Annotated in this window: 20 protein-coding genes; 12 read left to right on the forward strand and 8 right to left on the reverse strand. The window is 65.5% G+C overall.

The window, feature by feature from the left end; translation table 11 throughout:
* Positions 1-275: 275 nt before the first annotated feature.
* The 4 genes from BJI69_RS12430 (at position 276) to BJI69_RS12445 (ending at position 3694) form a co-directional block, all read left to right on the forward strand.
* On the forward strand, positions 276-740 hold the full coding sequence (locus BJI69_RS12430) for a DUF3574 domain-containing protein (RefSeq protein WP_046968872.1): 465 nt from the start codon (positions 276-278) through the stop codon (positions 738-740).
* Complete coding sequence (locus BJI69_RS12435) at positions 740-2320, forward strand: SulP family inorganic anion transporter (RefSeq protein WP_046968873.1); 1581 nt, start codon at positions 740-742, stop codon at positions 2318-2320. Before BJI69_RS12430 ends, BJI69_RS12435 begins: the two co-directional genes overlap by 1 nt.
* Positions 2321-2492: 172 nt before the next feature.
* The gene (gene gloA, locus BJI69_RS12440) at positions 2493-3023 is read left to right on the forward strand and encodes a lactoylglutathione lyase (RefSeq protein ID WP_046968874.1); all 531 of its coding nucleotides are present in this window, start codon (positions 2493-2495) and stop codon (positions 3021-3023) included.
* A 14-nt stretch (positions 3024-3037) separates the two neighbouring features.
* Positions 3038-3694: a rhomboid family intramembrane serine protease gene (locus BJI69_RS12445; protein ID WP_046968875.1), complete on the forward strand. Its 657-nt coding sequence runs from the start codon at positions 3038-3040 to the stop codon at positions 3692-3694.
* 3 nt (positions 3695-3697) lie between these two features.
* Here BJI69_RS12445 and rapA read toward each other — a convergent pair whose 3' ends face one another.
* The 5 genes from rapA to BJI69_RS12470 all read right to left on the reverse strand — a co-directional run bounded on the left by rapA (position 3698) and on the right by BJI69_RS12470 (position 11207).
* On the reverse strand, positions 3698-6529 hold the full coding sequence (gene rapA / locus BJI69_RS12450) for an RNA polymerase-associated protein RapA (RefSeq protein WP_071924954.1): 2832 nt from the start codon (positions 6527-6529) through the stop codon (positions 3698-3700).
* Between the two features lie 76 nt (positions 6530-6605).
* The gene (locus BJI69_RS12455) at positions 6606-7286 is read right to left on the reverse strand and encodes a Fe2+-dependent dioxygenase (RefSeq protein WP_046968877.1); all 681 of its coding nucleotides are present in this window, start codon (positions 7284-7286) and stop codon (positions 6606-6608) included.
* Positions 7287-7319: 33 nt separating this feature from the next.
* The gene (locus BJI69_RS12460) at positions 7320-9629 is read right to left on the reverse strand and encodes a catecholate siderophore receptor Fiu (protein ID WP_046968878.1); all 2310 of its coding nucleotides are present in this window, start codon (positions 9627-9629) and stop codon (positions 7320-7322) included.
* Positions 9630-9822: 193 nt separating this feature from the next.
* Positions 9823-10611: an ABC transporter permease gene (locus tag BJI69_RS12465; protein WP_046968879.1), complete on the reverse strand. Its 789-nt coding sequence runs from the start codon at positions 10609-10611 to the stop codon at positions 9823-9825.
* Positions 10608-11207: an ABC transporter ATP-binding protein gene (locus BJI69_RS12470; RefSeq protein WP_046968880.1), complete on the reverse strand. Its 600-nt coding sequence runs from the start codon at positions 11205-11207 to the stop codon at positions 10608-10610. Before BJI69_RS12470 ends, BJI69_RS12465 begins: the two co-directional genes overlap by 4 nt.
* Before the next feature lie 184 nt (positions 11208-11391).
* Between BJI69_RS12470 and BJI69_RS12475 the strand changes: the two genes are divergently transcribed.
* A complete protein-coding gene (locus tag BJI69_RS12475; protein WP_046968908.1) occupies positions 11392-12057 on the forward strand; it encodes a response regulator in 666 nt (221 codons plus the stop codon).
* 171 nt (positions 12058-12228) lie between these two features.
* Here the strand turns inward: BJI69_RS12475 and BJI69_RS12480 are convergent, their stop codons facing one another.
* A complete protein-coding gene (locus BJI69_RS12480; protein WP_046968881.1) occupies positions 12229-14370 on the reverse strand; it encodes a M13 family metallopeptidase in 2142 nt (713 codons plus the stop codon).
* 235 nt (positions 14371-14605) lie between these two features.
* Between BJI69_RS12480 and BJI69_RS12485 the strand changes: the two genes are divergently transcribed.
* Together BJI69_RS12485 and BJI69_RS12490 are read left to right on the forward strand one after the other, a co-directional pair.
* Positions 14606-16297 (forward strand): phospholipase C, encoded by a 1692-nt coding sequence (locus BJI69_RS12485; RefSeq protein WP_046968882.1) that lies wholly within the window; start codon positions 14606-14608, stop codon positions 16295-16297.
* Entirely contained in the window at positions 16290-17912 is a 1623-nt protein-coding gene (locus tag BJI69_RS12490) for a multicopper oxidase family protein (protein ID WP_052767304.1), read from the forward strand. The genes BJI69_RS12485 and BJI69_RS12490 overlap by 8 nt, the downstream gene beginning before the upstream one ends.
* Positions 17913-18009: 97 nt before the next feature.
* Here BJI69_RS12490 and BJI69_RS12495 read toward each other — a convergent pair whose 3' ends face one another.
* On the reverse strand, positions 18010-19803 hold the full coding sequence (locus BJI69_RS12495; RefSeq protein WP_046968883.1) for a M14 family metallopeptidase: 1794 nt from the start codon (positions 19801-19803) through the stop codon (positions 18010-18012).
* An 80-nt stretch (positions 19804-19883) separates the two neighbouring features.
* Here BJI69_RS12495 and BJI69_RS12500 point away from each other — a divergent pair, with 80 nt between their 5' ends.
* The 5 genes from BJI69_RS12500 to BJI69_RS12520 all read left to right on the forward strand — a co-directional run bounded on the left by BJI69_RS12500 (position 19884) and on the right by BJI69_RS12520 (position 23719).
* The gene (locus BJI69_RS12500) at positions 19884-20414 is read left to right on the forward strand and encodes an RNA polymerase sigma factor (RefSeq protein ID WP_046968884.1); all 531 of its coding nucleotides are present in this window, start codon (positions 19884-19886) and stop codon (positions 20412-20414) included.
* A complete protein-coding gene (locus tag BJI69_RS12505; protein WP_052767305.1) occupies positions 20401-21006 on the forward strand; it encodes a hypothetical protein in 606 nt (201 codons plus the stop codon). The genes BJI69_RS12500 and BJI69_RS12505 overlap by 14 nt, the downstream gene beginning before the upstream one ends.
* Positions 21007-21078: 72 nt before the next feature.
* Positions 21079-21744 (forward strand): response regulator, encoded by a 666-nt coding sequence (locus BJI69_RS12510; RefSeq protein WP_046968885.1) that lies wholly within the window; start codon positions 21079-21081, stop codon positions 21742-21744.
* Positions 21741-23132: an ATP-binding protein gene (locus BJI69_RS12515; protein ID WP_046968886.1), complete on the forward strand. Its 1392-nt coding sequence runs from the start codon at positions 21741-21743 to the stop codon at positions 23130-23132. The genes BJI69_RS12510 and BJI69_RS12515 overlap by 4 nt, the downstream gene beginning before the upstream one ends.
* 65 nt (positions 23133-23197) lie before the next feature.
* The gene (locus BJI69_RS12520; RefSeq protein WP_046968887.1) at positions 23198-23719 is read left to right on the forward strand and encodes a Dps family protein; all 522 of its coding nucleotides are present in this window, start codon (positions 23198-23200) and stop codon (positions 23717-23719) included.
* 45 nt (positions 23720-23764) lie between these two features.
* On the opposite strand, the gene BJI69_RS12525 is transcribed toward BJI69_RS12520, so the two are convergent.
* Positions 23765-25678, reverse strand: a complete 1914-nt coding sequence (locus BJI69_RS12525) for a M61 family metallopeptidase (protein WP_046968888.1) — start codon at positions 25676-25678, stop codon at positions 23765-23767.
* Positions 25679-25816: the final 138 nt, after the last annotated feature.

Consider the following 25816-nt stretch of genomic DNA (forward strand, 5'->3'; position numbering starts at 1 on the left):
TGCCGCCGAAGGGCGGACGACAAGAGGCGGGAAGCGGTCGGGGCGCGGCGTCAGCCGTGCGTGGCGCGGCCCGGGCGACATCGGGCATCGACCGCGAAGCGGTGTGCCAGGATCTCGAGGCGGGGCGGGCGGGGGCTCACGACAGGTGGTTCCAGTGGCCGCAGGAACGTGCGAACCTTTCACTATTTGTTGCACCGCGGTGTACGCTGTGTCAATAGGTTGGACGCCTGGACGTATGGACGTCCGTTTCTTCAGAGCTTGCGCAAGGGGTTCGCATGAGGGTGCTTGCTGGTCTTTTTCTCGCCATGTCGCTGGTCACGGCGGGCTGCGCTACCTCGCCTCAGCATGGCGCTGCCGCTGCGACCCGCAGCCAGGCGACGCTGAGCGGCGACGCCGTGCATCCGGATGCGACGCAGGGCTGGGTGCGTACCGAGCTGTACTTCGGCCTGGGTCTTGCCGACGGACACGACGGCGTGGATGAGGCGGCATGGCGGACGTTCCTGGACAAGGAAGTCACGCCGCGTTTCCCGAGTGGCCTGACCGTGGTCGATGCCTATGGGCAATGGCAGGGCGTCAACCAGGCAAAGCCCGAACGCCTGCGCTCGAAGATCGTGATCCTGCTTTACGCCGACACGCCGACGCAGCGCGCATCGATCGATGCGATCCGTAGCGCGTGGAAAGCGAAGACCGGCGACCAGTCGGTGTTGCGTGTGACCCAGCCTGCGGACGTGTCCTTCTGATGACCACAACCACTGCATCGCGTCGCCGCTTCGGCGGTGGCGACCTCAACGGCGTGCTCGGCCTCGTCGTCGACAACCTCTCCCTGCTGGCCTTTATGGCCACCGCCCTGATCGGTATCTTCGGCATGCCTGCGGATCTCGTCTTCCGCCGCATGTTCCCGGGCACGGCGCTGGGCGTCCTCCTCGGCAACCTCGCCTACACGTGGATGGCGCACCGGCTGGCCGCACGGACGGGCCGCCAGGACGTCACGGCGATGCCTCTGGGCATCGACGCACCGACCACCATCGGCATGGCCTTGCTTGTCCTTGGCCCCGCGTTCGCCGGATATCGCCAGGCGGGCATGGATCCGATCACGGCTGGGGAGGCCACCTGGCACCTCGGCATGGCCTCGCTGGTCGTCATGGGCGTGCTGAAGTTCGTCCTGTCCTTCTTTGGCGCCTGGGTGCAGCGTTCCGTGCCGCGCGCCGGGCTGCTCGGCTCGATCGCTGGCATCGCCCTGGTGCTGATGGGCTTCCTGCCGCTGGTCGAGATCCTGCGTGTGCCGGTGGTGGGCTTCGCCGGGCTGGGTGTCGTGCTCTATGCGCTGGTGGCGAAGCGTCGGCTGCCGTTCGGATTGCCGGGCGTGCTCGGGGCCTTCATCGTCGGCGTCGTCCTCTATTACGGGCTCGGCCCCTCGGGTTTCCTCGGTAGCGGGTATCACCCGCCCGGTACGTGGCAATGGCGCCTTGGCTTCCCGCTACCAACCCTGGGCTTCATCGACGGCCTGCCGGCTACCGTGCCGTACCTGCCGCTGATCCTGCCGTTCGGTCTGCTGATGGTGGTGGGCGGCATCAACGTCACCGAGAGTGCGCGCGCCGCGGGTGACGACTATCCGACCCGCGACATCCTGCTGGTGGAAGCCCTGGCCACCCTGATCGCCGGCTTGTGCGGCGGCGTCGCGCAGACGACGCCATATATCGGGCAGCCGGCGTACAAGGCCATGGGGGCACGGACGGGCTACACGCTGGTGACGGGCCTCGTCATCGGTCTGGGCGGCGTCCTGGGTTACCTGGCGAACCTGGTCGAGTTGCTGCCGGTGGCCGTCCTGGCACCGATCCTCGTCTTCATCTCGATCAGCATCACCACCCAGGCCTTCGAGGCCACGCCGCTGCGCTACGCGAGCGCCGTCGTTTTCAGCTTCTTCCCGGCGATTGCGCGGATGCTCGCGATCAAGCTGGGCGATCCGTCCATCGTCGATCCCGCGCACTTTGCCGTGCTTTACGGTGATGCCAGCCACGGCATCTCGGCGATGGCGGTGATCTTCATCCTCGGCAACGGCTTCATCATCACCTCGATGGTGTGGGCCAGCTTCGTCGTGGCGATGATCGATGGGGACGTGCGCAAGGCTTCGGGCATCGTGGCGATCGGCGCTGTGCTCACGGCGTTCGGCATCATCCACTCGGTTGAACCGATCGGTCCGGTTTATCTGCCTTGGTTGCTCGATGCGGGTGCGCGCGGGGTGGTTTTGCAGTTCGTGGCGGCGTATGGCGCGCTGGCCGCGGTGTTGTTTCTGCTTTCGGTGGGGCCACGGCGGCGCTGATGCTCTGCTTTGTGTGTGAGCCGGCTGTATCGGCGATGGGTGGTGAGGCGACCTGGCTATCGCCGCTGAAGCGGCTCCCACACAGAGCGTGGTGCGGGCCTGGAGTGCCGCTGTGCTTGAATTGCCGGCCCGCGGCAGCCACCCTTGGGCTCTTGCCCCAAGGAAATCCCCCATGTCCCTCGCCGACCTCACCTCGCTGCCCGGTGTGACCGCCACGCCGGATGCCGCGACCCACGGCTTCGTGTTCAACCACACCATGATCCGCGTGCGCGATCTCGACGTGTCGCTGGACTTCTACACGCGCGTGCTCGGGTTCACGCCGGTCTACAAGCACGTCTATGCCGAGGCGGCGTTCACTATCGTCTACCTCGTCCTGGTCGCTGACCAGAGCGTCATCCCGGACGACGATGCGGCTCGCAAGCAGTGGGCGCTCTCGCAGCCGGGCGTGCTCGAGTTGACGCACAACCATGGCACCGAGAAGGAGCCCGACTTCGCTTACCACAATGGCAACAGCGAGCCGCGCGGCTTCGGTCACCTGTGCGTGAGCGTGCCCGACGTCAATGCGGCCTGTGCCCGTTTCGAAGCACTCGGTGTCACCTTCCAGAAGCGGCTAAGCGATGGCCGCATGCGCCATATCGCGTTTATCCGTGATCCCGACCAGTACTGGATCGAGATCCTGCAGCCGACACCGCTGGCCGGCTGAGACAGGAAACGACGATGCCGACCAAGCTGCCCCCGGTGACGCGTTACCTGCTCATCGCCAATGTGCTCGCCTTCATCCTGCAGCTGTTGCTGCAGGATGAAACCACGTACGCACTCACGAAATGGTTCGCGCTGTGGCCTGTCGGGCATGACGTCGCGATGGAGATGGCTAACGGCGACATCGCCGGTATCGGGTTCAGGCCCTGGCAGCTGGTCACCTACGGGTTTCTGCATGGCTCGATTCCGCATATCGTGCTGAACATGTATGCGCTGTACATGTTCGGTAGCCTCATCGAGCGGGTGATGGGCCAGCGACGCTTCATCATTTACTACTTCACCTGCCTGGTCGTCGCGGCCTTCGCCCAGCTCGCCATCGTGTATTTCTTCGAGCCGGATCGCGTCTTCCCGACGGTGGGTGCGTCGGGTGCGATCTTTGGTTTGCTCGGCGCGTTCGCGATGCTTTTCCCACGGGAGAAGCTGATGATGATCCCGATTCCGGTCGGCATCCCGGCGTGGCTGTTCGTCACGCTGTACGGTCTCGCCGAGCTGGTGTTCGGCGTGACCGGCACGTTGGCGGGCGTGGCGCATTTCGCCCACCTGGGTGGGCTGTTCGCGGGATTGATCCTGCTCTGGGCGTGGGGCGTTCGACCGCCACCACGCCGCGACTACTGAGTCTCAGCGCAGCGAGAGGAAGTCCGGACTGACCACGAAGCGCACGGCATCCAGGCGCAGTCGCGCGTTCGGAATCGCCGCGAGCAGGGCGTCGCGTTCGGCGGCGATGGCATCCACTTCCGCGGCGGCGATGGAGGGATTGACGGCGCGTAGGGCGACGAGGCGTGCGTGCTCGGCATCCAGCTCGAGTTTCGCCGCGTCGATCGCTTCGAACTTGAGCAGTTCTGCGCGCCCCTCGGCCAGATCGAGCGCATGCTCGAGCATCGGCGGGACGAGCTTGGAGAGGAATTTGCGGAAGCGCGCCACTTCGATATTGCGATCCGTCGCGCGACGCAGGGCGATATCGCTCGGCCGGAAGCCCGGACGTTCCGACAGCTTGGTATCCACGGCGACGACCAGCGGCGTCGTCGGCAGGAAGCGGCCGGCATCGAGCGCGCGGTCGGCGATGATCTCGAGAACATAGACCGTCTGCAGCAGCGCGGTGCGCACGGGCAGCGCGTCGTCGACGAGGAAGGCCGCGTTGCCGGTTTCGCCGCTGACGAGCAGATCCACCGCCGCATAGACCATCGGATGGTCCATGCGCAGCAGGGGCAGGTCTTCGCGGGCCAGCGCGACATCGCGCGAGAAGGTCACCGAAAGCGGACCATCGGCGAAGCCCGGGAGCCCATCGGTGGAAAGGTACTGCGGGTCGAGCAGGACGATATCCGGCGCCAGTTCTTCCGTGTGCACGCCATAGGTTTCGAACAGACGCTGGATGAAGGCATCGCGTGACGGATCCTGGTCCTCACGGGCGAAACTGGTAGCGAGGTCGTCGGCGTGCGGGTCACGGCTGGCCGCCAGTTCGAGCAGGTGGTCGCGTCCGGCGTGGATCAGGGCGGAGAGTTCTTCGTGCACGCCGCGGGTTTCCGCGATGAGCGCATCGAGTTCCTGATCGCGGGAATCGTCCTCGCGCGCATGTTCGTCGGCAAGGTTGGCGAGCAGTTCGCCGAAGCGACGTAGCAGCTCGCGGCCATCGGCAGGGCTCGAGCGGAACGCGTCGAGACCTTCGTCGTACCAGCGGGCCAGCACGTGCTGGGCGCTCTGCTCGACCACCGGCACGTGCACGACGATATCGTGGCGCTGGCCGATGCGGTCGAGACGACCGATGCGCTGCTCCAGCAGATCTGGATCCAGCGGCAGGTCCCACATCACCAGTCGATGAGCGAACTGGAAGTTGCGGCCTTCCGAACCGATCTCGGAACACAGCAGCAGGCGCGCGCCGTCCGGCTGCGCGAAGAACGCCGCGTTGCGGTCGCGCTGGACGATACCGAGGCCTTCGTGGAAACGCGCCACACCCACGCCGCTCTTCGTGCGCAGTGCGTCTTCGATCGCGAGCACCTTGGCCTGGCTGCGGCAGATGAGCAGGAACTTGTCGGCCGGGTGCGCGTCGAGCAGGTCGATCAGCGCCTCGAGACGAGGGTCGTCGTTGTAGTCGAATTCGAGGTGGGCCGCGGTGTTCTGGATGTCGGCGCGGAATTCGGCGAGCAGGGCATCGCGGCGGCCGGCGTCCAGGGTCTCCGGGTCGATCGCCAGGATCTCCGGCGTACGGCGCGGGAATCCACCGATGCCGGCACGACGGTTACGGAACATCGCGCGTCCCGTGCCGTGGCGGTCGATGAGGGCGGCGAGCAGCTCGGCGTGCGCGTCGTCGCGCATCAGCAGGCCGGCCAGTTCACGGTCGCCCTTGAAGCGCGTGGTGAGCAGCGTACGGTGCGCGGCGGAGAGCGGTTTGCCGTCGGCCAGCGCGTTGGCGACTTCCGACAGTTCGCCGTACTCGGCGGATTCGGCAAGGTAGGCGTCAAGGTCGCTATAACGCTGGGGATCCAGCAGGCGCAGGCGGGCGAAGTGCCCGGCGCGGCCCAGCTGTTCCGGCGTGGCGGTGAGCAGAATGACGCCGGGCGTCGCCGTAGCCAGTTCTTCCACGAGGCGATAGCGCGGGCTGGCGGCGTCGGGCGTCCACTCGAGGTGATGCGCTTCGTCGACGACCATCAGGTCCCAGCCGGCCTCGATCAGCTGGCGTGCGCGTTTCGGCGCGGATTCGAGGAAGGCGAAGTCGGCGATCACCAACTGATCGTCCTCGAACGGGTTGCGCCCGTCGTTTGATTGCTCGATGGCTTCGCAGCGCTCTTCGTCGAAAATGGCGAACGACAGGTTGAAGCGGCGCAGCAGTTCGACGAACCACTGGTACACCAGGGTCTCCGGCAGCAGCACGAGGACGCGGCCGGCCCTACCCGCCGCCAGCTGGCGCGCCAGGATCATGCCGGCTTCGATGGTCTTGCCCAGGCCGACTTCGTCGGCAAGCAGCACGCGTGGTGGACGACGGGCGGCAGCGATGCCGGCGACGCGCAGCTGGTGCGGGACCAGGCCGATGCGGGCGGATTCGAGGCCCCAGGCCGCCGAGCGACGCGCGTCGGCGCGCCGGCGCAGGGCTTCCAGGCGCAGGTCGAAGCTCTCGTTGCTTTCGGTACGGCCGCCGATGAGGCGGTCGTCGGCTTGCGACAGCGCCTGCTCATCGTCGAGCTGGCCTTCTTCCAGTTCACGCCCTTCGCCGCGATACACGAAGAGGCCTTCGCGCTCTTCGATGCGCTCGACGAGGAAGGCGAGCCCTTTGCCAGATACGCGCTGGCCTGCGCGGAACTCGGCGCGGATCAGCGGTGCGCTGTCGGTGGCATAGGGGCGCAGCACGCCCGCCTTGGCGAACAGGACCTGCACGCCGCGTCCTTCGACGCGAAGAATGGTGCCGAGGCCGAGCTCGGGTTCGGCGGTGGAGATCCAGCGTTGACCAGGTTGGAACATGCGGTGGGGAGCCAAGGACATCAGGGGGCGCCAATTATCCGCCCCCGAGGGCGCCCCTGCCTACCTTTGTTTTGCCTCAGGTTTCCGCCCAACGGCGTAACAGGTTGTGGTAGACACCCGTCAATTGCAGGATCGACGCCTGATCGGCGCCACTGGCGGAGAGGTTGCGGATCGCCGTATCCAGCTCCAGCAACATCCGTCGCGCGCTGTCGTCGCGCACCAGGCTCTGGACCCAGAAGAACGAAGCGATGCGTGCACCGCGGGTCACCGGCGTGACCTTGTGCAGGCTGGAAGAGGGATAGACGATGGCATCGCCGGCGGGCAGCTTCACCTCGTGCTCGCCGTAGGTGTCACTCACGATGAGTTCGCCGCCGTCGTATTCCTCGGGTTCGCTGAGGAACAGCGTGCAGGAGATATCGCTGCGTACCTGGACATCGCGGTCGCCGGTGGCCATGACGGCACCGTCGATGTGGAAGCCGTATTCGCCACCGCCTTCATACCGATTGAAGCGGGGGGACAGCGTGCGCAGGGGCAGGGCGGCCGCGTGATACAGCGGATGGCGGGCCAGTGCCGCCACCACGAGATCGCCCAGTTCGCGGCGTAGCGGCGACGCATCGGGCAGTTGCAGGTTGCGTTTTACTTTCGCACCCTGCGGACCGACGGTCTGGCGACCGTCGGTCCATTCGGCAGCCGCCATGGCGCGGCGCATCCCGGCGACCTGTTCCTTGCTCAGGACCTCGGGGATGTGCAGCAGCATGGCGGTGTTCCTTGAGTCGATCGGATCAGTCGATCAGAAGCGGACGTTCGCGGTCAGCATGGCCGAACGCGGCGTGGACGGGGTGTAACGATAGCCACTCTTGTTGATCGCAGCCACGTAGTCCTTGTCGAACAGGTTGTACACGTTGAGCTGCAGGTCGAAGTTGCGGTTGATCGGGTAGCTGGCCATGGCGTCGAACACCCAGTAGGCACGGGTGTAGGCCGGCGTGCCCACGGCACCATCGGTACCGCGCTCGAGCGCACCGGAGTAGCGGCCGCCACCACCGATGGTGAGGTCGAACGGCAGGTGATAGGTGACCCACGAGGTGAACGCCTTCTTCGGCGTATATGCCAGGTCGTCCGATCCGTTGGCGGTGACACCCGGGCCGTTGGCGACGGTGGCATTCATGGTGGTGAAGCCGGCACTCACGGCGAGATCGTCGGTCAGCTTGCCTACCGCCGTCACTTCCACACCCTGCACGCGCTTCTTGCCGACCTGGTAATAGAGCAGATCGGTGGGATCCTGCACGACGTCGTTAGTCACGGTGGTGCGATAGAGGGCGCCGGTCAGCAGCAGCTTCGACCCAAGCAGGTCCCACTTTGTACCGATCTCGGCGGTACGTGCTTTCTGCGGATCGAAGTTGGGGTTGTCGGCGCTGTTCGTCGCGGTCGACAGCGTGAGGGTGTTACCACCCGGAGGCTGCTGGGACTGCGCGAAGTTGACGTAGATGCTGCCATTGGCCGCCGGCTTATACAGCACACCGATCTTGTAGTTCTTAAGGTTGTCGCTGGTGCTGGTGTCCACGCCCGGAATGACGCTGCCAGCGGGCAGGACGCCGCAAACCGGACCACCGCGTGCGCCACAGACCACAAGGCTGGAGAAATCCGTCTTGTAATGGTCGAGGCGCACACCCGCGTTCACCTGCCAGTGCTCGCCGAACTTCAGCGTGTCGAAGAAGTAGGCGCCTGCCGTGTTCGTCTTGCCGTTGCTGGTGGCGCCGGTTTCACCGTAGACCAGGCCGCCAACGTCGGAGTTGGGGTGGTAGAGGTTGGCTGCCGGCCAGGTGCTGCCGTTGAGCGCGCCCATGCCGATCGCACGAGCCTGTTCAGAAGTCAGCTCGATGCCCGTGCTGATGTCCTGCGTAAAGCCTCCAGACTCGATCGTCGCTGTGATGTTCGTCTGATTCGTGGCGATGCGGTTGGACTGGTGCTTGAAGGTGGGATTGCTGCGCGTGAGGGTCCAGGTGGAAGGGTCTGCCGGATTCGGCGTGAGCAGGTTGGCCGTGGCGCCGAGGAACGACGTCAGCAGGTAATCCTGCGTCGTGCGACCCCAGCGCGCCGTGTTGTGCAGTGCCACCTTGTCGCTGAAATCATGCTCGAGGATGACCGTGAGCATGTCCTGCGTCACATGGTCGTGGTCCTGGTTCGTGCCGTAGTAGTTGTCCGGATCGACCTTCTCGGCGTCGTTGAGGAACGCGCGCTTATCGGGGCTGCTGTAGCCGGGCAGACCGATCGTCGGAATGCCGCCATCGGGCACGTTGTTCTGCTTCACGTGCAGGTAATCGATGTAGACGCGGGTCGGCGTGCCGAGGCCGAATGCCAGCGACGGTGCGATACCCCAGCGATTGTTCTCGATCTTGTCGCGACCGTACACGCCGCTTTTCTGGTCCATCACGTTGAGGCGGACGGCAGTGGTACCGTCCAGCTGCTGGTTGATGTCCGCCGTACCGCGACGGCGCTGGCCGCTGCCGCCCTGCAGCGAGCCGGATTCACCGTTACCCAGCACCGGCTGCTTGGTCACCAGGTTGATCGCACCGGTCGGTGCGGTACGGCCGTACTCGGTGCCGTCCGGGCCCTTGGTGACTTCGACCTGCTCGATATTGAACACGTCGCGCGATACCGTGCCGACATCGCGCACGCCATCGACGAAGATGCTGCTCGACGTGTCGAAGCCGCGCATGTAGATCGCGTCACCCGTGCTGGTCGAGCCGTTCTCACCAACATAGAACGTGCCGACGCCCGGGCTGTTGCGCAGGGCCTCGGTCAGGGTGGTCGCGCCCTGCTGTTTGATGAGTTCCTTGCCGATCACCTGGATCGTCTGCGTGGTGTCGAGCAGGGACTGGGTGAACTTGGGCGAGGAGACCTTGTCCACGCGGAAATCGCTGGAACGATCCGCGTCCACCTGCATGCCGGGAAGCGCCTGGACGTCGCTGGTCTTGGCCTGCTGCGGTGGCGCGTCGACGGTATCGCTGGCGACGGCGGCATGGGCGAAGGTCAGGAGGACGGCGGCACCGACGGTGCGCGCGGCAGGAGCGGCGTGCTTGCGGCTCTTGATGAAGGCCATGGGTGATTCCCTTGCGTGGCAATAAATGGGTCATCGGGGCCCGGATCGCGCACGAATTCGCCCGGCGCGAGCCAATGGCTCACGGCAGTGGATTTCGTTGATGCCCTGACAGACGAGGCGACGCGCGGGTGTTAACCCGATGTGGCGCATATCGTAAGGGTAATGAGAATGATTCGCAATCTAAAACTAGACGTTAACGCAAGTGGTCCAAGCGGAGACGTTCGCGGTCGTCGCGCAGACGCGCCACGCAGGCGTACGCCGTGCCCACCGCAGCGAGGCAACTCGCACCGGTCAGAAGGATCAACAGCAGGATCTGATACTTCACGGCTTCGACCGGGTCCGCCCCGGCGAGCATCTGACCCGTCATCGTGCCGGGCAGCGTGATGACGCCGGCGGCGGCCATCTGATTGATCACCGGCACCATCGCAGAGCGGATCGCACGACGCAGGAGCGGTGCCGTCGCGGTACGGAAGGTCGCCCCGAGCATCAGTTGGGCCTCGATCGCGTCGCGCTGCTGGCGCACGTTGTCGAGGACACCTGCCAGCGCGATGCTCGCCGCATTGAGGATGCTGCCGAGCAGGATGCCGACCAGCGGGATGGCGTAACGGGCGTCGTACCAGGGATGCGGGCGGATCGCGGTCATCAGGGCGAAGCAGCTGGTTAGCAGGACGACGCCCAGCACGTTCGGCAGGGCGACGATGGCATTGCCGCCGACCAGGCGTCGGGTCGGCCGGACAGCGACCTCGCGGACGGCGACCAGAGACATGGCCAGCACCAGCGCGGCGGTGAGCCAGGGCGAATGGCCGGCGAAGACATAACGAAGCAGGTAACCCACCGCGACGAGTTGGACCACCATGCGCAGCGAGGCGATGGCCAGTGCGCGGTGAAAGCGCAGGCGAAGGCCGATCGAGAGCGCCGCGTCGACGACCAGAAGGATGGCAGCGATCGCAATGTCGCCGGCGTGCAGGCTCAGGGGCGTCATGCGGCCAGTACTCCACCGGGGAGCATCCGCAGGGCAAGATCGCCCACGCGGCTGGCCTGGGCGGCATCGTGGGTAATCCAGACCACCGTGGTGCCGGAGGCGCGTCGGCGGGCGATCATCGATTCAACGGCCTCCGTGGACACCGGGTCGAGAGACGCCGTAGGCTCGTCGAGCAACAGGAGGCGTGGCTCGGCAAGCAGCGCGCGGATCAGGGCCAGGCGCTGGCGTTCGCCGGTCGAGGCTTCTTCGATCGGACGGTCGAACAGGGAGCCCGGCAAAAGCAGGTCGGCTGCAAGTGCGTGTTTTTCGACCTCGTGCTCGGGCGCGAAGTGCTCGCCGATCGTGTCGGCCCACCAGCCGCTGCGGGCAGGAATCAGCGCGGTCAGGCGTCGCCATGCGGGGGCGGGGAGCGTGGCCCGGTCGATCCCGGCGAACGTGACCCGGCCTTCATGAGGGTCCAGGTCCGCGATCATGCGCAGCAGAAGCGTCTTTCCGGTGCCGGATGCGCCCGTGACGGCGAGGCACCCGCCCGCCGGTACGTCGAATGTGAAAGGACCCACCAGGTGGTTGTGCAGTCCTTCGACAAAAAGGCTCATGATGGATTCCCCATGGGTCCGACCACAGACTGCCGGTCGCGACTTAGGGTCGGCTTACGGGCAGGTACTCAGCAAGGCCTAAGGCCGCCCCTCGAATAATGACACCGGGTTGCCGTTTTCGTAGACAGGTCCGGACGCACGGATGCGATACCCGACGCTTTGGCTTGGCATGGAGGACTGGAACGTGAACATCATCGTGGTCGAGGACGACATCCGCCTCGGCGCAGCCATCAAGCGCGCACTCGAGCACCTCGCCTATACGGTGACCTGGCTGCGCTCGGGCGTGGAAGGGCTCGAGGCGCTGCGCAGCCAGTCCGTCGATCTCGTCCTGCTCGATCTTGGCTTGCCGGAGAAGGACGGTATCGATGTGATCACCGAGGCGCGACGACTGAAGGTCAAGACACCGATCCTCGTCATGACGGCGCGCGACAGTGTTGAATCACGCGTGCGTGGGCTGGACGCCGGCGCCGACGACTACATGACCAAGCCGTTCCATCTCGATGAACTCGCCGCACGTATTCGCTCGCTCGCCCGTCGGGCACAGGGACTCGCGGACAACCAACTGGAAGCCGGCGCGCTCTCGCTCAATCTGAGCACCCTCGAGGTGACGTACCAGGAGCGCCGCGTCGAGCTGACTCGTCGTGAGTTCGCACTGCTTCGCATGCTGATGGAACGGCACGGCAAGATCGTCCGTCGCGAGTCGATCGAAGGTTCGGTTTACGGCATGGATTCGGACGTCAGTCCCAACGCGTTGGAAGTCCTGGTTCATTCCCTGCGACGCAAGCTGAGTCCCGACGCTATCCGGACCATCCGCGGCTTTGGCTACATGGTGCCGCGAGACCTCGCTTGATGTGGGAGCCGCGTCAGCGACGATAGCCAGATGGCCGCGGCGCCATCGCCGGCATAGCCGGCTCCCACAAAAAAAGGCGCCGCATTTGAGTGCGGCGCCTTTGCTGATCAGCCTTTCGGCATCACGGCTTCGTGGGCTTTTCGCCGATGAATCGGCTCCCACATGGGGCGGTTACCAGATCTTCACCAGCTTGTCGCCCGAGCGGACCATCTTCGCGTCCGGCTTGCACTGGAACGCCGTGGCGAACGAGGCCATGTTGGACGGCGCACCGATCGCGCGCAGCGAAGCCGGTGCGTGCGGGTCGACGTTGAGGTACAGCTCGGCCTGCTTCTGGCGGACGCTGCCGCGCCACACGCGGGCCCAGTTGAGGAAGAAGCGCTGGTCCTGCGTGTAGCCGTCGATCTTGGCGTTGGCTTCCTGCGGATTCTTCTTCAGGGCTTCCTGGAGGGCGTCGTACGCCACGGCCGTGCCGCCCAGATCGGCGATGTTCTCGCCGAGGGTCAGCTTGCCGTTGACGTGCAGCTCCGGCTTGTCCTTGATCGGCGCGTATTCGTTGAACTGGGCGACCAGCTTGCCCGTGCGCTCTTCGAACTTCTTCTTGTCGGCCGCCGTCCACCAGTTCTTGTTGTTGCCTTCGCCATCGAACTGGCTGCCTTCGTCGTCGAAGCCGTGGCTGGCTTCGTGACCGATGACGGCGCCGATGCCGCCGTAGTTGATCGCGTCGTCACCGTTGGCGTCGAAGAACGGCGGCTGCAGGATCGCGGCCGGGAAGTTGATCGTGTTGTCGGTCGGGTTGTAATACGCGTTCACCGTCTGCGGGGTCATGCCCCAGTCGAGGCGATCGGTCGGCTTGCCGATCTTGGCGATGTCGTAGTGGTAGTTGAACTTGCTGGCGGCCTGCACGTTCGTGTAGTAGTCGTCGCCGCTGACTTCCAGGCCCGACCAGTCACGCCACTTGTCCGGATAGCCGATCTTCGGCAGGAAGGCGTTCCACTTCTGGATCGCCTTTTCCTTGGTTTCGGCACTCATCCAGTCGAGGTTCTCGATGCGCGCCTTGAGGGCGTTACGCACGTTGTCGACCAGTTCGTTGGCGCGCTGCTTCGCTTCCGGCTTGAACACCTTGGCGACATACAGCTGGCCGAGGGCTTCGCCCATCGACGAGTTGACCGTGCCGAGGACGCGCTTCCAGCGCGGCTTCTGCTCCGGCTGGCCGGCGAGGGTCTTGCCGTAGAAATCGAACTTGTTGTCCTGGAACGCCTTGGACAGGTAGGGCGAGGCGCCGTCGATCGCGTGGAAACGGAGGTAGGCCTGCCAGGTGCTGACCGGCGTTGCCGCCAGCATCTTGTCGAACTCCTTGAAGAACTTCGGCTGGGACAGCGAGAAGCCCTTGTCGATCGTCACGTTCTGGGCGGTGAAGAACTTTTCCCAGTTGAAGTGCGGGGTGATCTTGTCCGCTTCGGCGACGGTGACGAAGTGGTACTGGTTTTCCGGGGCGCGCAGCTCGACCGGCGCCAGCGAGGCCGCAGCCAGCTGCGTTTCGAACTTCATCACCGCATCGGCCTGGGTCTTGGCGTCGGCATCGGACACGCCGGCAAGGGTCAGGGTCTTGACGATGTAGTCGACGTAGGCCTTGCGGTTATCGGCCTGCTTGGGATCGGTGTAGTAGTCCTTGGTCGGCAGACCGAGGCCGTCCTGCTGGGCATAGCCGATCTGGATCTTGGCGTTCTTGAAATCGGCACCCGAGCCGAATCCGAAGACGTAGTTGTCGCCGTCGGCGAAGCTCTGGTCGAGGAAATTGGCCACGTCGTCGCCGTTCTTCAGTGCGTCGATCTTGGCCAGTTCCGGCTTGAGCGGCTCGATGCCGGCCTTCTCGATGGCGGGCTCGTTCATGCCCGAGCGGTACAGCAGGCCGATCTTCTGTTCGATCGAGCCGGCCTTGGCGTTGGGCGCACCCTTGTCCATGGCGTCGACGATGTCGTGCTGGGTGTTCAGGCTGCTCTCGGCGAGCTGGTCGAAGGCGCCCCAGCGGGTGCGGTCGTTCGGGATCGGGTTGGCGGCCACCCACTTGGCATTGACGAAGCCGTTGAAGTCGTCGCAGGCGTCGATGGTGGTGTCGATGTCGGCCACGTTGAAGGTCGGCGCGGCAGGCGCGGCGGCGGCCGTGGTGGCCGGCGCCGGGGCGGCGCTGCCGGTCGCGGCAGGTTGGTTGCCGCCCGGTACGGCGGTATCGGCATCGTTGTGTTGGCTGCATGCCGTGCCGGCGAGCGCGACGCCGAGCGCCAGTGCGAGCGGCTTCAGGTACTGCTTGGTCATGGGTGTCCCTCTTCCAGGTGTAGCGGTGCCCCCGGGCACCGGTGGGATCCGAGCATAGCCGCTGCGAACGGCCGCGAGGGCCGACCGTGACGAAGGTCATGGATTGAGAAATTTCGCAAGCTCTTGCGGAATTTGTCCCCCGACTGTCATGCGGCGTTCTTACGCTGGTCGGACCGCATGACAGGGGATGCGGAACCTTGCAGTCCGGCCGCCACATCCTTCGAGGAGCCTAGTCATGCGCAAGTTACTGGCCGCAGGCATTGCCTGCGTGCTCACCCTCTCCGCCGCGTCGATCGTCGCCGCCCAGCAGGTGGTTTCCGCCCCCGCCGCCTCGGCGACCACGGCACTGGGCTTCGGCCACGGCGGTCACGGCAGCGATCCGCGCACCGCCACGCCGATCAAGCACCTGGTCGTGCTCTTCCAGGAGAACGTGTCCTTCGATCATTACTTCGGCACCTATCCGTTTGCCGAAAATGGCAAGGGCGAACCGTCGTTCTACCCGCGCCCCTTCACCCCGCCGGTGAACGGGCTGTCGCATAAGCTGCTTACCAGGAATCCCAACGCGGCCAACGCCGGCAATGCCGACGCCGCGATCAATCCGTTCCGCCTCGCCCGCGCCCAGGCGGCCACGGCCGACCAGGACCACGGCTACACCTCCGAACAGCGCGCCTTCGACGGCGGCCGGATGGATCTCTTCCCGCTGTACACCGGTCACGGTGAAACCCTGCCGGGCGGCGATGCCGCCGAGGAAGGCAAGGGCCAGGTCATGGGCTACTACGACGGCAATACCGTCACCGCGTACTGGAACTACGCGCAGAACTTCGCCATGAGCGACAACCACTACGGCACGGGCTTCGGCCCCTCCTCGCCGGGCGCTGTGAACCTGATCGCGGGCCAGACCGCCGGCGTGATCGACACGCTCAACGGCACCGGCGCGGAAACCGACGATGGCCATGGCGGCCTGACCATGATCGGCGATCCCGATCCGATCGGCGACGTCTGCTCCTCACCGACGGCGAGCCAGGCGACGATGGGTGGCCGCAACGTGGGCGACCTGCTCAACGCGCAGAACGTCACCTGGGGCTGGTTCCAGGGTGGCTTCGACCTGACACGCGCCAATCCGGACGGCAGCACGGGGTGCACGCGTCGTACGCTGTCGAAGGTGACCAACACGACGTCGAACGACTACAGCCCGCATCACGCACCGTTCCAGTACTACCCGTCCACGGCGAACCCGACGCACGCGCGTCCGTCGTCGATCGCTGCGATCGGCAAGACCGACGCCGCCAACCATCAGTACGACATCCAGGACTTCTACGACGCACTCGACACCGACAACCTCCCGTCGGTGAGCTTCCTCAAGGCGCCGGCGTACCAGGACGGTCATGCGGGCTATTCCGATCCGATCGACGAGCAGGCGTTCGTCGTCCACGTGATCAACGCGTTGCAGCAGAGCAGCGAGTGGAAGGACACGGCCGTCGTCATCGCCTATGACGATTCCGACGGCTGGTACGACCACCAGGAACCGCCGCACACCAACGGCTCGACCGGCACGACGGATGCGCTCGACGGCGCCGGCCTGTGCAAGGGACGCGTGACGCTTCCGGGCCTGGACGGCAAGACGCCGGCACAGGGCCGTTGCGGCTTCGGTCCGCGCCTGCCGCTGCTGGTGGTGTCGCCGTGGGCACGCGAGAACATGGTCGATCACAGCGTGACGGACCAGAGCTCGATCACCCGTTTCATCGAAGACAACTGGCTGAACGGCAAGCGTCTTGGTGGCGGCTCAACCGATGCGACCGCTGGCCGCATCGACAGCATGTTCGACTTCTTCTTCCCGCGCCTGTTCGATCGCAAGCTGATCCTCGACGAGTCGACCGGTCAGCCGAAGCGCCCGCAGTGGCCGTTCGGGAACGGTGGGCATGGTTGATCGCCGTCGCTTCCTGAGGACGGCTGGGTGGATGGCCGCGGCGGGTTGGATCCCGTCGCGGCTACTCGCGCATGACATGCACGGCATGCAGGCCGCTCCCGCCGGCAAGGTGGGTAACGACCTGTGCATGCATCCCATGGGCGATACGACGCACCTGCCTGGCCTGGTCGATCCGGGCAAGCTGGCGCCCTTCGTCGATCCACTGCCGATTCCGCCGACCCTGCGTCCCGTCGCCGGGAAGGTCCTCGACGTACGCATGGCACAGACCGCACAGAAGCTGCACCGCGATTTGCCGCCGACCGAACTGTGGACCTATGGCGGCCACTATCCCGGACCCACGATCGAAGCTCGCACGGGTCAGGCGTTCGATGTGCGCTGGAACAACGCGCTGCCGACGAAACATTTCCTGCCCGTGGACCACGCCATCTGTGGTGCCGAGGCCGACCAGCCCGAGGTGCGCGCCATCGTGCATCTGCACGGGGCCAAGGTGCCGCGCAAGGACGACGGCTATCCGGAGGACTGGTATGTCCCCGGCAAATCGCGCCAACACCATTACCCGAACGCGCAGGATGCGGCCACGCTCTGGTACCACGATCACGCCATGGGCATTAACCGGCTGAACATGTACGCCGGGCTGATGGGGCTTTACCTGTTGCGCGACGACCACGAGTTGTCGCTCGGCCTGCCTTCCGGCGAACAGGAACTGCCGCTGGTGCTGGCGGATCGCCTGTTGCATACGGACGGCCGTCTTTATTACCCGGATTCGGGCGACGCCTCGGCGCCCTGGGTGCCGGAAGTGTTCGGCAACCTCACCCTGGTCAACGGGGCGATCCTGCCACGTGCCGACGTGCAGCCGAGGCGGTATCGCCTGCGCGTGCTGAACGCGGCGAACGGACGTTTTTATCACCTGCGTTTCAAGGACGGTCGGCCGTTCCATGCGATCGGCTCGGACCAGGGTCTGCTGGCCGCACCGGCGAAGGTGACATCCATCTTCCTCGCGCCGGGTGAGCGGGCCGACCTCGTCGTCGACTTTGCTGCCTTGCGTGGCGGCACGGTGGAACTGATGAACGACGCATTGCCGCTGATGCGCTTTGCGGTGGGGCAGGGCAACGTGCGGGACGACAGCCGGCTACCTGACGTGCTGCGCGATCTGCCACGCGTCACCGAAGCGAGCGCCTCGAAAAGCCGCGAACTGACGCTCGACGAATACAGCGACTGCGTCGCCACGCCGATGCTGATGCTGCTCAACGGCAAGCGTTGGCACGATCCGGTCACGGAGACGGTGAAACTGGGCAGCACGGAGATGTGGAGCCTGGTGAACCTCACCGAGGACACGCATCCGATCCACCTGCACCTGGTTCGCTTCCAGATCCTCGACCGCCGTCCTTACGACGTGGACGAGTACATGGAGAAGAAGACGCTCCGCTACGTCGGGCCGGCGCAGGAGCCGCCAGCGCACGAACGTGGCTGGAAGGATGTGGTGCAGGCGTATCCGGGCATGGTCACGCGAATCGTCGCGACGTTCGATGGCTACGCAGGACGCTACGCCTGGCACTGCCATCTCGCCGAACACGAAGCCAACGAGATGATGCGACCCTTCGAAGTCGTCGGATAATCCTGCTGTTGTAGGAGCCGAATGCATCGGCGATGGGTGCTCGCGACACCCTGGCCCCGCTGCCGCGGGATCGCCGATGCATTCGGCTCCTACAATGTCACTGAATCGTTGAAAGTGCCGCGGCGTCGAGGCGCACGATGGGATACACACCGACCTTCTGCACCGTGTACCACGGGCTGCGTTCGTAGAAGAAGGTGAGGCGTGCGCGGGGGCTTGCGGCGAAAGCGGCGTCGCTCTTCAGCTTCGCTTCGAACTCTGTTTTCAAGGCGGGATTCGCGGCCATCATCTTTCGCGCCAGGGCTTCGAGCACGCGCGCCTCGCCGTACTCCTTCTGTTCGAACACGGCATTGAAATAGCCCCAGCGGAGCAACGAATCCGGGGCCCGGGCATCGAGCAGGTTCAGGGCGAGCACGGCATCGGCGTTGTCCGCGCGCACGATCACGGTGCCGGCGGGAAGGTCGACGTCCTGCTTCGACGACGCGATGTGCACGTCCTTGAGCATGTGGTGGCTTTCGAAGGGCTTGGCCGCCCACGTGGGGTCGGTCATGTCGTCGCGTTCGGCCTGCACGCGTACCGGTGCGGTCGTGCGCGTATACGGGATACCGTGCGCATCGAGTCGATCGATCGCATCGGTCCACTGCGGCGGGATCGCCCAGGCAGCCGGAATCGATGCCGACACATCGGGAAGCAGGTCGTTCCAGTTCTGGATCGCGTAGTTCTTCTTCGTCTTCGGGTCGTACTGCACCCAGATGTCGCCGGAGAGTTCGCTCTTCGTCTGCGTGAATGCGTAGCCCTTGAGCATGAAGGGTGTCGACGTCGGATCTTGCTTGAAGGTGACCGGCAGCGAGGCGCCGGGCTTCATGGAAAGCGTGGCCGCCCAGCTATCGGCGTCCTTCGACGCCTGGAGCAGGGCAGCGGGATCCTTGTTCACGTGCGCGAGCACGGCGCGCACGACATCGTAGGTCGCGCGGACGCGTATCTCGTACGACTTGAGCATGTGCGTTTCGATCAGCAGGCCGGCACGATTGCGGATGGCCGCGTAACCTGTGGAAAAGCGCGGGCCCGAGCCGAAATTCTCGATGCCCTTGGTGAGGTCGCGGCCGTCGCGGAATTCCAGGTACGGCGCGGCGAGGTGGCCGAGCTTCTCGTAGGCAGGCATGGCATCGCCTTCATACGCCGCCCGCTGCCAGGTCGCGATCGACGGCGGCAGCTTGTGTGCATCCTCCGCGTACCAAGTGACGTCGTACTGGTAATCCGCGCCATCGGTGGTGTGGATATCGATGAGCAGGTCGGGCTTCCACGTATTCCACAGTGCCAGCCACGCGCGCGTCTCCGGCGCGTCGGCCTTGACGTAATCGCGGTTGAGGTTGAGGTACTGCGATTGACCGCGAAAGCCCATCTCGTCCGGGCCGTTCTGGTTGATGCGGTTGTACGGGTTCGCGTTCTCATGGCCATCGACGCTGTAGACCGGGATGTAGACCAGCACGGCATGATCGAGCAGGTGGGGTAGGCGCCCGGTCGCGGCGAAGTCGCGCAGCAGCATCAGGCCGGCGTCCTTGCCTTCGATCTCGCCGGGATGGATACCCGCCTGGAGCAGCACGATGGGCTTGCCGGCGGCGCGGGCCTTCTCCGGCGTGAGGTCGCCATCCTTTGCCGCGATGACCACGGTCATCGGCCGCCCTTCCGGCGTCGTGCCGAAGGTCGCCAGCCGGATCGTGCCCGGTGCCGCCTGGGCGAGCCGTTGCAGGAAGGCCTGGGTGTCGGCGTAGGAGGGCGTGGTGCGGAAGGAGGAAGCCTCGGCGGGCGTGATCCAGGTGTCTTTCGCCTGGATCGCGACGGGGGCCAGCGCGATCAGGGCGAGGAGGAAGCGTGCGGGGAGCGTGGCAGGCATGGACCCATCCGGCAGGAGAATCCGGCCATTGTGTGATTTTTTCCACGCCGTCGCGAATCATGGGGGAAAGAGGAGGGTTCATGGCCGAGGCCGAGAGACGTCGCGCGTTCGAAGCGCTGCTGCAGACACACCGCAAGATCGTCTTCAAGGTTGCGGCCGTTTACGCCCGGGGCGAGGAGGATCGGCGGGACCTTGCCCAGGAAATCCTTCTGCAGGTCTGGCGATCGTTCGGTGGTTACGACGCGGGACGTCCGTTTTCCACCTGGATGTATCGCGTTGCCCTGAATGTGGGGCTGTCGCATGCGCGGCGCCAACGTGAGCGTACGCAGTCACTGGATGCCTCGCTCATCGATACGCTGGGCGGCGGCACGGCGATCGACGAACCGGACGAGCGTCTCGTTCAGCTGGCCCGCGCAATCGAGACCCTGGAGCCGCTCGATCGCGCCCTGATCCTGCTCCACCTCGACGAGCAGCCCTATGCGGAGATCGCCGCCGTGCTGGGCATCGGCGAATCCAACGTTGGTACCCGCCTCGCGCGGCTGAAACAACGCCTCCGTCGGGATATGACCGGCACACCGTCCAGCAGGGGAGAACGCGATGGAACTCGATGAACTGAAAGCCGCCTGGCAGGTCCTGGACCATCGGGTGTCCCGACTGGAAGCCGCGGCACCCGCGCGTGGCGTTGGCGGTGTTCGCGCCGAACTACGCCCGCTCGTCATCGGCCAGACGATCCAGATCGTCGCGGGCCTGGCGTTGGCGGTTGGGGCGGGTTCGTTCTGGATCGATCACCGTGACATGCCGAACCTGCTGGTTACCGGCTTGCTGCTGCACCTGTACGCCATAGCGATGATCGTGGCCGCGGCGCGCAACCTGTTCCTGGTCGGCCGGGTGAACGAAGGGGCACCCGTACTGGAGTTGCAGCGACGGGTGGCGAGTCTGCGCGCCTGGCGCATCCGCGAGGGCCGCTGGTTCGGCATCGTCGGCTGCTTCATGTGGATAGCCCTGATCGTCTGGGCGTTCGCTCTGCTTGGGGTGGACATCGTCGCTACCCGCCCGGGACTCGTCGGCTTCCAGCTGGCGACCGCCGTCGTCTGCCTCGGCGTTTACGTCGTGGTGTCGCGCCTGGCGCGCTCCCCCGAAGGCAGGGCGGTGCACAGGGCCCGCGAGCGACTGGACGAGATCGCCCGCTTCGAAGCCGGTTGACCGAGGTTTCTAAGGCGGCACTAAGCTCGGGGCAGGGATACTATCGCTCGTGTCCGCCACGGGATCGCCCCCTTGCACATCATCCTCGTCGAAGACGACGCTCAGCTCGGCGACGCCATCCGCAGGGCGCTGGAGCGACTGGCCTATACGATCAGCTGGTTCCGCGACGGCAACGAGGCGCTGGCGGCCATGCGCGAGCATGAGGCCGACCTGGTGCTGCTCGATCTCGGCCTGCCCGGCAAGGACGGCATGGATGTGCTCGTCGAGGCGCGGCAGTCCCGCGTGACGACGCCGGTGATCGTCATGTCCGCCCGCGAAGCCCTGGATTCGCGTATCCGCGTCCTCGACGCCGGCGCCGACGATTACCTGGTCAAACCCTTCCACCTCGACGAGTTGGCCGCGCGCATTCGCTCGCTGGCCCGGCGTGTCAGAGGGGAGGCGGTCAACCGACTCGACGCCGGCGCCTTGAGCCTCGACCTGGGCACGTGGGAGGTGATCTGGCACGGCGACAAGGTCGACCTGACGCGCCGTGAGTTCGCATTGCTCCAGGCGCTGATGGAGCGCGCCGGCCGCATCGTCCGCCGCGAGGCGCTCGAAACGTCCCTGTACGGCCCGGATGCGGCGATGAGCAGCAGCGCGCTCGAGGTCCTCGTGCACGCCCTGCGGCGCAAGCTCAGCCACGACGCGATCCAGACGGTGCGCGGCTTCGGCTACATGTTGCCGCGGGAGCCGCGGTGAAGCCCCTCAGCCTGCGTTCGCACCTGCTGGTCCTCATCATCATCGTGCTCGCGGCGGTGCTGCTGCCGCTGGGCATGCTCAGCGCCAAGCGCACGCTGGAGGAAGTGGACGAACTGTCCGACGGCCGGCTCGCCCAGGCGGCACGTACCCTCGAAGTCCTGGTGGGCCGGATCGGCGTGGACCAGTTGCGCAGCCAGCGTGCCGCGCGCCTGCTGGTGCCGAGTATGTCGAACCATCCGCAGGAGTTGACGGTGCAGGGTCGAACTTACGAGTCCGAAGTGGGCTTCGAAGTGTTCGATCGCGACGGCAGCTTGCTCCTTGCGACGGAAAACCTCGCCATGCTGCCGAACACGCCCGCGGCCGACGGCGAATTCGAAGACGTGGTCAGCGGCAGGCACACCTGGCGCGTGTTCACCCTGATCATGGAAGACGAGGGCATCACGATCCGCTCCGGGGAGCGTTACGACAGCCGCCACGAGATCACGCGCGCGCTGTGGGTCGAACACGGCTTGCCGACCTTTCTCGGACTGCCCCTGCTCGCGCTGCTGGTCGGCTGGGCGATCCGGCGTGGTCTGCGCCCGCTGGAGATCCTGGCAGGCGCGCTGTCGCGTCGCGAGCCCGGTAGCCGCGAACCGATCCGCCTGGAGCACGCGCCGACCGAACTGAAGCCCGTCCTGGACGCCCTCAACGGCCAGATCGGTCGCCTGGAGAGCGCCCTCGAGCGCGAACGGCGCTTCAGTGCCGATGTCGCCCACGAGTTACGCACGCCGCTGGCGTCGACGATGATCAATCTCGAGAACGCGATGTCGTCGGCCCAGCCGCACGAGGCCCAGGCCGCCCTCGAGGCGGCTCGGGAATGCCTGGTCTCCCTTGCCCGGCGCACGGAGCAGTTACTGGCGTTGGCGCGACTGGAGGTCGGGGCGGCTTCGGGTGCGCGTAGCCGCGTGGATCTTGCCGAACTGGCGCTCGAGGTCATCGAGGAGCTGGCGCCGCTCATCGGCCGCGGTGGCGTCGAGCTCAGCATCCGCGAGTTGCCGGCGAACCTGCTTATCGAGGGTTATGGCGTCGCGCTCGGTGCCTTGCTGCGCAACCTGCTTGAAAACGCCTTCCGGCACGTGCCCGCAGGCGGTCACGTAGAGCTTTCGATCAGTCGTGACGAGGACGAGGTCCTGCTCGAAGTCCTCGACGATGGTCCGGGTATTCCGCCCGAACGTCGCGCGTCCATGTTCACCCGTTTCCAGCGTGGCATGGACACGCAGGGTGAAGGTTTCGGCCTGGGCCTTTCCATTGTCCAGCGCGCGGCCGAGCTGCATGCGGCGAAGGTCCAGTTGCTCGATGCGCCATCCGGACCGGGCCTGCGCGTGATGGTGACGTTGCCGTTGTCCTGAGCGGAATTTCCAATCTCCGTAACAAAGGCCGGCGCATACTCAAGGGCCCTCCGTGGAGCGCCGCAATGAAGAATCCCGAAGCGACCAAAGCCAAGCGCAAGGCCGACCTGCACACACCGACCGGCCTCGGCGCCGACGCCACCCGCGATATCTCGGCCGAACTCAACGCACTGCTCGCCGATACGTTCGCGCTTTACCTGAAGACCAAGAATTTTCATTGGCATATGTCGGGCCCGCGTTTCCGCGACCTGCATCTGTTGCTCGATGAGCAGGGTGAGCAGATTTTCAGCATGACCGACGATCTCGCCGAGCGCGTGCGCAAGATCGGCGGAACCACCTTGCGTTCGATCGGCCACATCGCGCGCGTGCAGCGCCTGTCCGATAACGACGCCGATTTCGTCACGCCGCAGGACATGCTCGCCGAACTGCGCGAGGACAACCAGCGTCTGGTCGGCTTCCTGCGTGAGACGCATTCGCTGTGCGACGAATACTCCGATGTCGCCACGGCCAGCCTCATCGAGAACTGGATCGACCAGGGTGAGCGTCGCGTATGGTTCCTGTTCGAGACCAATCGCGAGAATCCCTGATCGGAAGGGCGGCGCGGTCATGGCCGCGCCGCCTGCCCCGGCCGCCTACTTGCGCGGCGTGGCGATGACACCGATGAGGTCCTTGCCCTCGCCACGCACCAGGTGCGGATACTTCAGGCCGCCGTGGTAGTCGACCTTCACGGTGCTGAACTCGTCGATGTTCTTGACCAGGAACTCGATCGGCGTGGTGGTCGACTTCGCGTCGGTCACCGCATCCTTCAGTGCCTGTCCCGAAAAGTCCTTGCCGTTGACGGCAACGATCGTCAGCCCCGGTACGAGCCCGGCCTTCGCCGCCGTGCCATCCCACTGCACGTCCTGGATCACGCCCTTTTCGGACACCTGCACGCCGAGCGAGTACGCGAGGTTGGTCGACTTGCGCAGGGTCTCGGCCGTCTTGTCGAAACCACTGGGCTTGTCGTCGAAGACCACCTTCCAACCGCCGTTCTCGATGCCGTGCTCGGGCAGGGTGTTGCCGGTGGCGTCGAGTCGCTGGCGCAGGAAGCTCGCCCAGTCGTAAGCCTGGACGCCGTTGAGCGTGCTGACGACGTCGTCGAAGGTATAGGTCTTCGTGCCGTACTCACCGTTGTCCATGCCGTAGAACGCACGCGCGAAATCGTCGAGCGAATGCTTGCCACCGGAGAGGTCGCGGATCTTCGTGTCTACGTCGAGCCAGAGCAGCTGGCCTTCGGGATAGAAGTCCGTGCCGCGACGGTAGTTCGACCAGCCGCCACCGCCTGCATAGGTCAACGGTGCGGCGTCGGCGGTGTCCTGCAAGGAACGCCATGAACGGCCCGTACGGTTGGACATGCCGGCCGAGATGCTGGCCAGCGAGTCGCGCCACTGATCGGTCGTCCAGATGCCGGAGCGCGCGGCGAGCACGCCGCACCAGTAATCGGTCAGGCCTTCGTACACCCAGAGCAGGTCGTCCTGCATCGTCTCGGTGAAGGTCGGCGTCCACAGGTCGGCGGGGCGGCGGAACTTACCGTTCCACGAGTGCACGTATTCATGCGGCAGCAGCGTACCGGCGGCGAGGTTGACGTCGTTGTCGGTGAGGAAGTTGGCGAACAGGCGATCGTCGCTGGACTGATGGTGTTCCAGGCCGAAGTGTTGCGTGTGATCGGAGTTGATCAGCAGGAAGTCGTAATGGCTGTAGTGATGTGCGCCGAACAGCTTGTTGGCCTGCACGATCAGCGCGCGCTGTCCCGCTATCTGCTTGTCGGTGGCTTTGACGCTGGCGGCACTGTCGCCGACGATGTTCAGGTGAACGGCGGTCGATGCGCCCGGCGCAAGGTCGACACGATTGAAGTGGCGACCGGCGACCAGCGGCGAGTCGACGAGGTTCTCGAAGCTGACCGCCTTGAAGCTCGGCGACGCACTGTCGGGCGTGTCCGTTTCCAGGGCGCTGGCAAACTTCCACCCCGCCGGCAGCTTCACGGTCGGCTGGATCATGATGCGGCTGGTGTAGTAGCCCGCCGGATAGAACGCGACCTGGTTGAACTCGAGGGCGACGAAGTTCGGTGTGGACGAGGGGCTGGACGAGAATCCGCCCGACTCGCGCGGCGCGAGAAACTCGAAGGCGACGTCGAGCTTGTCGACGCCGGCGGGGACATCCACGTGCAGGGCGAACATTTCCTTGAGGTCGCGGCGCCATGCGAGCGGCTTGCCGTTCGCGGAAATCGTCAGGCCGGCGACATTCTGGATCGGGCCCGACGGGGAGTGTTCGCCCGGGATCCACTTCGGGTAGAACAACGTGAGCGGCCCGGACGCGACCGGAATGGTCTCGCGCACGTGATAGATGTTCTTCGGTGCGTCGGTGAGATCGACGTTGAGGCCGAGCGTACCCTGGTAGGGCTGGTCGACCGGCGGGGGAAGGTCCTGGGCGAACGCGGAGGAACCTGAGAGAGCCATCGCCACGGCGAGGGCGGTGGGCAGGGTGGCACGGCGGAGCGTAAGACGCATGGCTCGGATTCCCGCGGCGGGTAGGTGCGATCGATGGTAGGCGCGCGAACCCGGGTGGCCCCCTGCCATTGGTCACCCTTCGTTTAAAACGGGGGTCTTCGTTCGTCGCCCGGGCGCCACTAGGATGACTGGCTCCCC

Source organism: Luteibacter rhizovicinus DSM 16549 (assembly GCF_001887595.1).
Taxonomy (GTDB): Bacteria; Pseudomonadota; Gammaproteobacteria; order Xanthomonadales; family Rhodanobacteraceae; genus Luteibacter; species Luteibacter rhizovicinus.

Excerpts from the sequence above, each read along its gene's own strand:
- BJI69_RS12470 (WP_046968880.1), bottom strand. The coding sequence starts at position 11,207 with ATGAGCCTTTTTGTCGAAGGACTGCACAACCACCTGGTGGGTCCTTTC.
- BJI69_RS12465 (WP_046968879.1), bottom strand. The coding sequence starts at position 10,611 with ATGACGCCCCTGAGCCTGCACGCCGGCGACATTGCGATCGCTGCCATC.
- BJI69_RS12435 (WP_046968873.1), top strand. The coding sequence starts at position 740 with ATGACCACAACCACTGCATCGCGTCGCCGCTTCGGCGGTGGCGACCTC.
- gloA (WP_046968874.1), top strand. The coding sequence starts at position 2,493 with ATGTCCCTCGCCGACCTCACCTCGCTGCCCGGTGTGACCGCCACGCCG.
- BJI69_RS12500 (WP_046968884.1), top strand. The coding sequence starts at position 19,884 with ATGGCCGAGGCCGAGAGACGTCGCGCGTTCGAAGCGCTGCTGCAGACA.
- BJI69_RS12490 (WP_052767304.1), top strand. The coding sequence starts at position 16,290 with ATGGTTGATCGCCGTCGCTTCCTGAGGACGGCTGGGTGGATGGCCGCG.
- BJI69_RS12480 (WP_046968881.1), bottom strand. The coding sequence starts at position 14,370 with ATGACCAAGCAGTACCTGAAGCCGCTCGCACTGGCGCTCGGCGTCGCG.
- BJI69_RS12485 (WP_046968882.1), top strand. The coding sequence starts at position 14,606 with ATGCGCAAGTTACTGGCCGCAGGCATTGCCTGCGTGCTCACCCTCTCC.
- BJI69_RS12520 (WP_046968887.1), top strand. The coding sequence starts at position 23,198 with ATGAAGAATCCCGAAGCGACCAAAGCCAAGCGCAAGGCCGACCTGCAC.
- BJI69_RS12525 (WP_046968888.1), bottom strand. The coding sequence starts at position 25,678 with ATGCGTCTTACGCTCCGCCGTGCCACCCTGCCCACCGCCCTCGCCGTG.
- BJI69_RS12430 (WP_046968872.1), top strand. The coding sequence starts at position 276 with ATGAGGGTGCTTGCTGGTCTTTTTCTCGCCATGTCGCTGGTCACGGCG.
- BJI69_RS12445 (WP_046968875.1), top strand. The coding sequence starts at position 3,038 with ATGCCGACCAAGCTGCCCCCGGTGACGCGTTACCTGCTCATCGCCAAT.
- BJI69_RS12505 (WP_052767305.1), top strand. The coding sequence starts at position 20,401 with ATGGAACTCGATGAACTGAAAGCCGCCTGGCAGGTCCTGGACCATCGG.
- BJI69_RS12495 (WP_046968883.1), bottom strand. The coding sequence starts at position 19,803 with ATGCCTGCCACGCTCCCCGCACGCTTCCTCCTCGCCCTGATCGCGCTG.
- BJI69_RS12460 (WP_046968878.1), bottom strand. The coding sequence starts at position 9,629 with ATGGCCTTCATCAAGAGCCGCAAGCACGCCGCTCCTGCCGCGCGCACC.
- rapA (WP_071924954.1), bottom strand. The coding sequence starts at position 6,529 with ATGTTCCAACCTGGTCAACGCTGGATCTCCACCGCCGAACCCGAGCTC.
- BJI69_RS12455 (WP_046968877.1), bottom strand. The coding sequence starts at position 7,286 with ATGCTGCTGCACATCCCCGAGGTCCTGAGCAAGGAACAGGTCGCCGGG.